We start from the raw sequence: 8,637 nt of genomic DNA on the forward strand, positions 1-8,637 counted from the left end.
TTTTTTATTGAATTGATGACACAAATTGCCTTATCCGTTCGAACGAGCCCATAACGTTAGGCTGTAGTTGTTACGAACTTGTTGGCTTACAGATAATGTAGATTAATATTCAAAAAGTTTCTAGTGAAAGTTAATCTTAAGAAATATTCTCAAGGTAATTTATATGTCTATATAGTAGACACATTTATCGAAAATTTAAGATTTTATGAGAGAGCGCAGATGAAAAAAGTAGTCGATAAAATTATATTTTTGATGGAGTTTTTCCCATTTTTTCATAGAATTATATAACGTATCAGGAATAAAAAGTAATGGAATAAATCCATATTAATTAAGCAGGCAATTAAGTTCCTGTAACGAAGAAGAAGACCATGAAGAGTTTTGAATTTCAAAGCAATAGTTATAATAATATACGAATAACATAAAATCATCTTTAGCTACTAAAAAATATTTTTAGAAGAGAATATTAACAAACTTCATGATATAATCATATTAATATCGTTAATGATCGAAATTTAATCGTTTAATTGCCTTATGAGGAAAGGATGATAATGTATGACACTAACAATAGAAAAATCTTTACCAAATAGTTTAATAGATTTAACTAATAATTTTTCTCCAAATAATGATTCAATAAATTCAATTGCAAAATATTTAGATTACACAGTAGGAGAAAATCCGATTAAAGAAGAAAGTCAATGGAAAATTTTATTCACGAATAAAACAGATGATCTATCTAAAGGAGTAATAGCAATTAAACCAGTAGAAGACTTGGGTGAAGCCTCTACTACCATGGAAATTAGACGTCTATATAAAGATGTTGAACAACTTAAATTTGATTTTTCCTTGTCCTTTGATGTTCAAATTGTGGCATTCTTAGGGGATAGAAGACTGATTTTATTTCCTTATCTAAACGGGAATAGAGATACAAGACTAGATATTAATACTAAAACAGCTATGATTCCATTGTATCAAGATAACTTTAATCTCCTAAAGAATGATAGCTTAGTTATTGAGGAAGATGAATTTGGCTTTGGTGAGAATAAAATTGCACTTAATCTCCAAAAAATTTTTAAACGAGAATTAACAAGCCATTTTAGACAAACTACAAATTTTTATCGGAAAAAATTATCAGAACTAATTACTGCAACTGAACTAAAGCAAGAGATGGAACCTTTGTTAGATTCAACTGCTAAAAAATATTTAAAGAAAAAAGACCAAATTAATTTAGTGGCAGAAAGATCATATACTATTACCCTAAGTACTGTTGTGGATACTATTATTTTACGTCAGCTAATGAGACGCTTTCTAGAAGGTTATTACGGTCCAAATTCATTCGAACTATCAGGAATTGCCCTTGGAGTAGGTGATGGGACATTAGATGATGCTATATATCGAAGTGTCAGAGCTACTCAAAAAAATGTTGAAGAAAAAGAACTAATCCACCTTAATAAAAAGAAAAAACCAATTAAACAAGAAGATTATCAAATATCATTATTTGATATTTTTGATGAGGAAGAGTCAGAAATTACTTCTGATATAGAAGAGTTATCAGAAAGTGAAACGGATAGTTTTTCTAAACTAATCATGAACGCACGTAAACAATTTGAAACTGTTTTTGATGGTGATTTATTTGCTGGTAGTGTAGGAGAAGTAACAAATGAGATTGAAACTAAAATATCTCAACTGTTTCCTGAGTTTTTAGCAAAAATGTGGATTGATACATCTTCTGAAAGATATTCTTTTAGATATGAGGATTTACCACCATCTGCAATTGAAGAGCATTATGAAAATTCAATGTCACAAAATATTCAGATAAATTTTGAAGATGGAACTCCAGTTGTGTTATATGGTTCAACTGAGTCTGAGCAAAAATCTAAGGGAGCCTACTATACAGATCATCAGTTTGTTGAATATATGGTTTCTCAAAGTGTAGATATAAAATTTGATAACTTAATTGAAGAATTAGCAGAAGCAGTTCAAAAGAATAAAAATATCGAATTCGCTATTAAACAACTGTTAGACTTTAAAGTAGCGGATTTAACATGTGGAGGGGGATCATTTTTAAGAGGGGCTTTTTTAAGGTTAGCTAGTAAACACGCTGCTATAAGTAGTATTTCCTTGCCAGAAGAAATATTACATAAATATCCAATGTTTAAACAAGGTACTGAAGGAGAAGCAAAGTGGGAAAGTTATATATTAAATAATATGATTTATGGTGTAGACTTTGATTATAAAGCTGTTTTGATAACATCTTTGACACTTTCATTAACAACAATTGAGCATAGAGATATTTCAGAAGAATTGCCTTCTTTAATTGGTAAGAACCTAATTCATCAAAATTCATTAATTAATAGTGTTCCATTTTATAAGCGTAAAGAAATTTATGCTCAATACAAAAACGAAATCAAAGTTTTGCGAAAAGCGAAATTAGATAATGATGATAAATATGAAGAACTCCGATCAAATCTACAAACTAAGATCTTAAAAGAGGATTATGCCGGAGTTTCTGATATTGCAGAGTTTCTTCATATCGAGGCATTAGAGATAAATTTAAGCGAAATATTCTTTGATGAAAATGGAAACTTACTCGAAGAGGCTGGCTTTGACTGTGTTATTGGAAATCCACCTTGGGAAAAAAACAAACCAAACACTGATGAATTCTATAATGAATATGATGCTACTTTTTCTAAGCTTGCTAATAAAAGAGCCAAAAATAAACGTATTTCTGAATTGACGTTGACAATGCCCTTTTTACAAGATAAATGGACACAGTATGAATATGAAATAAAAGAAGCTAATGATTATTATAAAGATGAAAATAATTTTGAATTTCAATCTTATAAATTGAATGGCCGCAAAACTGGCGGAGACACTAATCTTTATGTGGTGTCAATTGAGAGATTTACTCAATTATTAAAGAAAAATGGATATTTTTCAGTCCTTGTTCCAGATAACTTTGCGACAGATGAGAATACAACTGGAGTACGTCACATGGTATTTGATAATTATACAATTAAAGAGTTTTTATCGTTTGAAAATCGTAATAAAATATTCGCTCTAGTAGATTCTAGATATAAGTTTGCGGTATTAACTTTCAAAAAAGCAAAAGAAAATATTCAAGAATTTGATGCATTTTTCTATAAGCATAAATTAGAAAGTTTGATGAATTCTGATGAAAAAATAACATACCCAATTGAATTAGTACTCCAAGACGATACATATACACTAATCGAAGTGAATAATGATGTAGAGTTGAATATTATTGAAAGATTAAGCAAGAGATTCCCATCATTAATAGAAATTGGGAATTTTAATTTGGGTAGAGATTTCGATAAATCCTTAGATTCTAATTTATTTGAACCTTTAAATAATCAGTCGATTATATTATATGAAGGGAAATTTATGAATCAATTTTCTATCTCTCCTGATCAACTTACTGAAGGTATAGCAGAAGATATAGTTGAAAAAAAATTAGGTCTTGATTATAAAGAGTATCGAATTGCGATACGTTCTATCTCAAGTTCAACCAATAGAAGGACATTAATTTGTACCTTATTGCCTAAAAAAAGTGTGGCTACAAATAGTCTTCATGTTCAAAGAGAAGCAAGCCGAATGTCATTGGAAGAAAAGTTATTTTACGTTGGAATATTAAATAGTTATATTGTAGATTTTTACTTGCGAAATCTAATAACTACAAATGTTAATAAGCGATACTTGGTAAAACTTCCAATTGCAAAATATGGGGCGCTTTCCTCAACTTTTGAAATCAATTCTATTGTTAAAAATTTATTAATGGCAAACGGTTCTATGTATAGTGACTTAAACGTTATTGAGGGAAATGTTAAACATTCGCAAATGACCAAGGAAGATTTAATAGCAGAATTAAATGCATTAATCTTTAAAGAGTATGGTTTAACTAGAGAAGAGATTATTGTAATAATGAAAAGCTTTGAATCAGCGAACCACCGTAAGGAAGTAGTCGAGGAAGCTCAGCGAATTATTAATATATTTGATACTTTGTAGAAAGGGAAAATTATGGACTATAAAGAATTATACCGTTCCAAGGTAATTGATAATAGAACTTTCATTCTAGCTGATGTACTCAAGTATCTTTTTAAAGATACAGAAAATAATGCGTCAGACATCGCTGTCGGCTATTTTTATGCATCGGGTCTATTATCAATTCAAGATGAGATCCAAGAATTCATGGAACAAAAAAATGGAAAATTACGAATTATAATGGGGAATGAAACGAGTAAAGATACTGCTGAGATTCTTGCTGGCGCACCTACCGATCGGGAATATATAGATAGTATTCCTAAAATGTTTAGTGATGATATTACAAAGATTGAAGAAGATGATTTTCTTCTGAAAATTCGTAATTGGATTTCAGATAATCGATTAGAAATTCGAGTATACACAGGTCCAGCAAATTATTTTCATGCTAAAACATACTTATTTTATAATAGTCATCAACCTATAAAAGGTGAAACTATTACTGGATCATCTAACTTTTCTTTAAATGGATTAATAGGAAATACAGAGCTAAATGTTTTGGGTAGTGAAAATTTTTTGTCTTTAAAAGATTGGTTTGATAGCATTTGGGATTCTGAAGAAGTTTCTTCTTTTTCAGTAGAATTATTAGACATTATTGATGAATACAAACCAGAGCTAGTTAAATTTAAAAATTATCAACTTGTACAGGAAACATATTATGATTTCGCTAATATATTCTCTAAACCAATTAAGTTAATTGATGATACATCGGAATGGGTTCAAGATTTGTATGAACATCAATTTACAGGCATCAGTCAAATCTCAAGTAGATTAGATACATTTGGCACTGCTGTACTTGCCGATGGAGTTGGGCTTGGAAAAACGCGAACTGCTGCTGGAATATTGAAATCAAGGTTAGAAGCTCAAAAGAGTATAAAGGCATTATTGATTGCTGATCGTAAACTTCATAAACAATGGCGACAAGAATTTGCAACGATTGGAATATATAGTGAACACTACGATGCAATAACAAGAGAAAAATTTGCTGAATTTGATTTGGATACAGTCAAAGCTTATGCTCGTAAATATGATTTTATCATTATAGACGAAGTGCATTTAGGGTTCAAAAATAGAGATACTAAATCCTATCAGAAAGCTAAAGTATTAAAAAAATACAGTAAGGAAGATTTTCAAGCGTTATTATTAACGGCAACGCCTTGGAATAATTCAAGGAATGATGTTTTAAATATTGGAACATTGTTCCTCAATGAGGACAATATCCCAAATGATAGATTGTATAAGCAATATTTTATTTTTGGAAATGATGGTAAAGTAATCAATCAACTTGCACAAAATGACAAAGCATTCAATGAGTTTTGGGAAGATATCTATTTACAAAGAACACGTAAAACAATTGGTTCAGAAAAAGAATTATTTGCTCAACGAAAATTTCCAACTGTTGAAATACCATTCGAACCTCGAAAAAATCAATTGTTTTCAGATAACTTTGATAGAGTTTCGGAATTAACATTTCCTTATATGGATCCAATTAAATATGTTCAAGAGAGCAGATATGTTTTAGGTGCTAGTCAATTACAATTAATGTTACTTAAATTAGCTGATTCTAGTTGGATTGCTTACTATGAAACAATTAACAAAATTATTGACAATTTAAAGCAAATGGAAGAACTCTTTTCAAGAATAGTTAGTAAATCCTATAAAAACTTTATACAAAATTACCTAGGGAATAAATATGACTTATCAAATTATTCTTTCAAAAGAGCATTAAAGCAAATGGTAGAAGAAGAAGATATCAATGTATCAAAATTTGACTTTGAAATTGAATCTGAAGTAAAGAAAAGAAGTTACTTACAACGTATAACAGATTTAATTGATGGTATTACGGAACCAAAGGCAAAAAAAATATATACAACGATTAAGACGGATATAACACATGATTTAAATATACTAGAAAATCTTAGAGAACAATTAAAATTAGCATACCAATCTAGAGATGAAAAATTCGAAACAGTAAAAAATGTAATTTTAAAAGAGCTACAAAATGGTAATAAGGTTATCGTTGTGAGCCAGTTCCAAAGAACAGTCAAGTATTACTCAGAAAAGTTAAAGCAAGAAAATGAATTTAAGAATATCCCTATTGGAATGGTAGTTGGGGATAAAAACCACTGTAATATTGATGGAGCAGCTTATTCAAAAGATGAAATACTTACACGTTTTGCACCTAGAGCAAAAGAAAAGCCAGAGTATATAGGAACAGAGGAAGAAATAAACTTTATTATTGGTACGGATACCATTTCTACTGGACAAAATCTTCAGGATGCTACTGTTTTAATGAATTTGGACTTGCCCTATAATCCTATGCAATTGGAACAGAGGATTGGTCGTGTTGATAGACCCAGAGAAAAATCAGATATAAAAGACATACATATATATACTTTTCCAATTTATGAGGCAATAGAATCCGAATTAAAAATGACTGAAAGATTAAGTCAAAAAATGCAAGGTGTATTATCTGACACAGAGTTTGATTCGGTAGTTTTACCTGAGTATGCGAATTACTTGAAGAACGCTACTAAAAATACTTCAGAAGCTGTTGAAAATATGCTTGAAGAAACAGTAATAAAAAGTGTATATCAATTAAGTTCAGCTGACTCGCACAGCGACCAATATATTAAGGCTAATGAAAGAATGCAAGAATTTCTTCAAAATAAAATAGTTAGAAATAATAAAGTTATTGCGGATAACATAAGCTTTACATCAGGAAACGCTAACTCTGTTGTTGCTATAAAGTTAAATTTATCAGATGCTAACGGCTCGATTTTAACATCTGAAAATAAAATTATCGATTTATATACTCATCAAGACTTAAGCATTAGTGTAGCAGAAAACTTTTTGTATCATAGTTTATTACATAGCATAGATAATACTAAACATCTGCCTGAAGAATTAGCTTTAGAATTTGTCGAAAATTGTAAAACAATTATAAAATCCTTAATACCTAGATATGTAAACCATTATAATCAACAGCTTGAAAGTGTGGAGTATACTATCGGAAAATTACAAAATAAAGTCTCAAAGAAAGCAGCTTTGGCAATTCGAGAGAGTGCAAGAGATACAAAAAATAAAACAATGATTTTAAGTAAATTAAAAGAGGCAAATGTTTCAACTAAGGAAGTAGGAAAAATTGCTAAGAGTATAGAATTAGTAGATAAAGAGCACCCATTATTTGAACTTGTTGAAGCGATTGCTAATGACGTAAACCGATTCTGGAAATATTTCGCTGATTTCTATCAAACCTTTAGCTTGTATGAAGAAGATCTTAGAATGTCGGATGAAAAGAAACATATCGACATTAGAAAAGCTAGTGTAGAAAAAAGTGATTATGAAATACTTCTTGGAAATATTTCTATTCATTACTTTAATAAAGAATTGATTTAATGAAGTTTACACTATTTGGGGTACTGAAATAAATATTTTCAATGTGAAGGAGGAAGTTTTTGAAAATAGAAAATTATATCGAAAGCAAATATAGAGAATTGCTTGAGTATAAAAATATTGAATACGAAAATTTATATAAAGGTTTCTCAATCGTTAAACTAATTAAAATATTTTCAACTATTCATCATTTAATAATCGGGAATTTTAAATTAATGAATAGTAGATTACCAACTAATCAAGGCACAGCAAATTTCTGGGCTCAGAACAGTAGAGAATTAAATTTAGCTATAGAGTCAGTAAAAGGATTGCAACGTGCTTTAGCAGATAGTGATTATATTTTTGAAATCGATGAATACTATAATCAAATATTGGATAAAACTTATGGTTTCTTATCAGAGTATAATGGCAGTGTAATACCTGCTCAAATGGAGAAAATTGAATGATATTATAAAATACCTTTATTTTAACCATTATATTATATAAAAATAGTGCTGGTGATTTCGCCACCAACACTAAAAATTATAGAACCGAAAAAAAGAACAGAAGAGTATTGTTATATAATTAAAGGTGATGATTTTTGTGAATAAAGAAAAAGAAGTTGAGAGATTAAAAGAATTAGAAAAAGAATTTAGTGAAATAAATGCGACTTTAGAAGAATTGGATAAAGTCTTACATAAAGTAAAAAAACAAATGCCAAAGATTAAGAACTTCGATAAGTATTATAGTAGTGAAGAATGGTTTAAGCATAGAGAGATGCTTGATGAGGGTTATTTTGATGAGCTAGAAACAACTGCTATTTTAGGAGAAGACTACCCGTATGAAACGTTATTTGAAATTAGAAATCAAGCTATTGAAATGTTAGAAATAGCTACAGAATTATTGAAGTGATTAATTGGGTATAGGCATTTATAAATATCAAATTTTGTTGAGGCTATTTAAGGCTAAGAGATTAGTTACCATTTTCTTAAGATGAGTTTATATTTAGATTGAGAAATATCTAATGATTACACGTTCCCCATTTTAGTAAGTCTGGATAGAAATGATTAAGTTTCTGTTCAGCTTTTTTTGATTTATGCTATACTAAAATCGAAAATTGAGGAAAGGAGGACATTTATATGAAAAAAATTACTGGAGGTTTCAAAAACAATTAAAGCCTCGATAAGGAGCATAATATGGTAATAA

General features: G+C 29.4%; 4 protein-coding genes. All 4 read left to right on the plus strand.

Going from position 1 to position 8,637, the window contains the following annotated elements; genetic code table 11:
• Nucleotides 1-552 precede the first annotated feature (552 nt).
• A complete protein-coding gene (locus GSA01S_RS08120) occupies nucleotides 553-4,023 on the plus strand; it encodes an Eco57I restriction-modification methylase domain-containing protein (protein WP_066126487.1) in 3,471 nt (1,156 codons plus the stop codon).
• A 12-nt stretch (nucleotides 4,024-4,035) separates the two neighbouring features.
• Nucleotides 4,036-7,455: a helicase-related protein gene (locus tag GSA01S_RS08125; protein ID WP_066126489.1), complete on the plus strand. Its 3,420-nt coding sequence runs from the start codon at nucleotides 4,036-4,038 to the stop codon at nucleotides 7,453-7,455.
• Nucleotides 7,456-7,514: 59 nt separating this feature from the next.
• Nucleotides 7,515-7,898, plus strand: coding sequence for a hypothetical protein (locus tag GSA01S_RS08130; RefSeq protein ID WP_066126490.1), 384 nt, complete (start codon nucleotides 7,515-7,517; stop codon nucleotides 7,896-7,898).
• A gap of 136 nt (nucleotides 7,899-8,034) precedes the next feature.
• A complete protein-coding gene (locus tag GSA01S_RS08135) occupies nucleotides 8,035-8,343 on the plus strand; it encodes a DUF4298 domain-containing protein (RefSeq protein WP_066126491.1) in 309 nt (102 codons plus the stop codon).
• Nucleotides 8,344-8,637: the final 294 nt, after the last annotated feature.

This window comes from Globicatella sanguinis NBRC 15551 (genome assembly GCF_001552295.1).
Lineage (GTDB): Bacteria > Bacillota > Bacilli > Lactobacillales > Aerococcaceae > Globicatella > Globicatella sanguinis.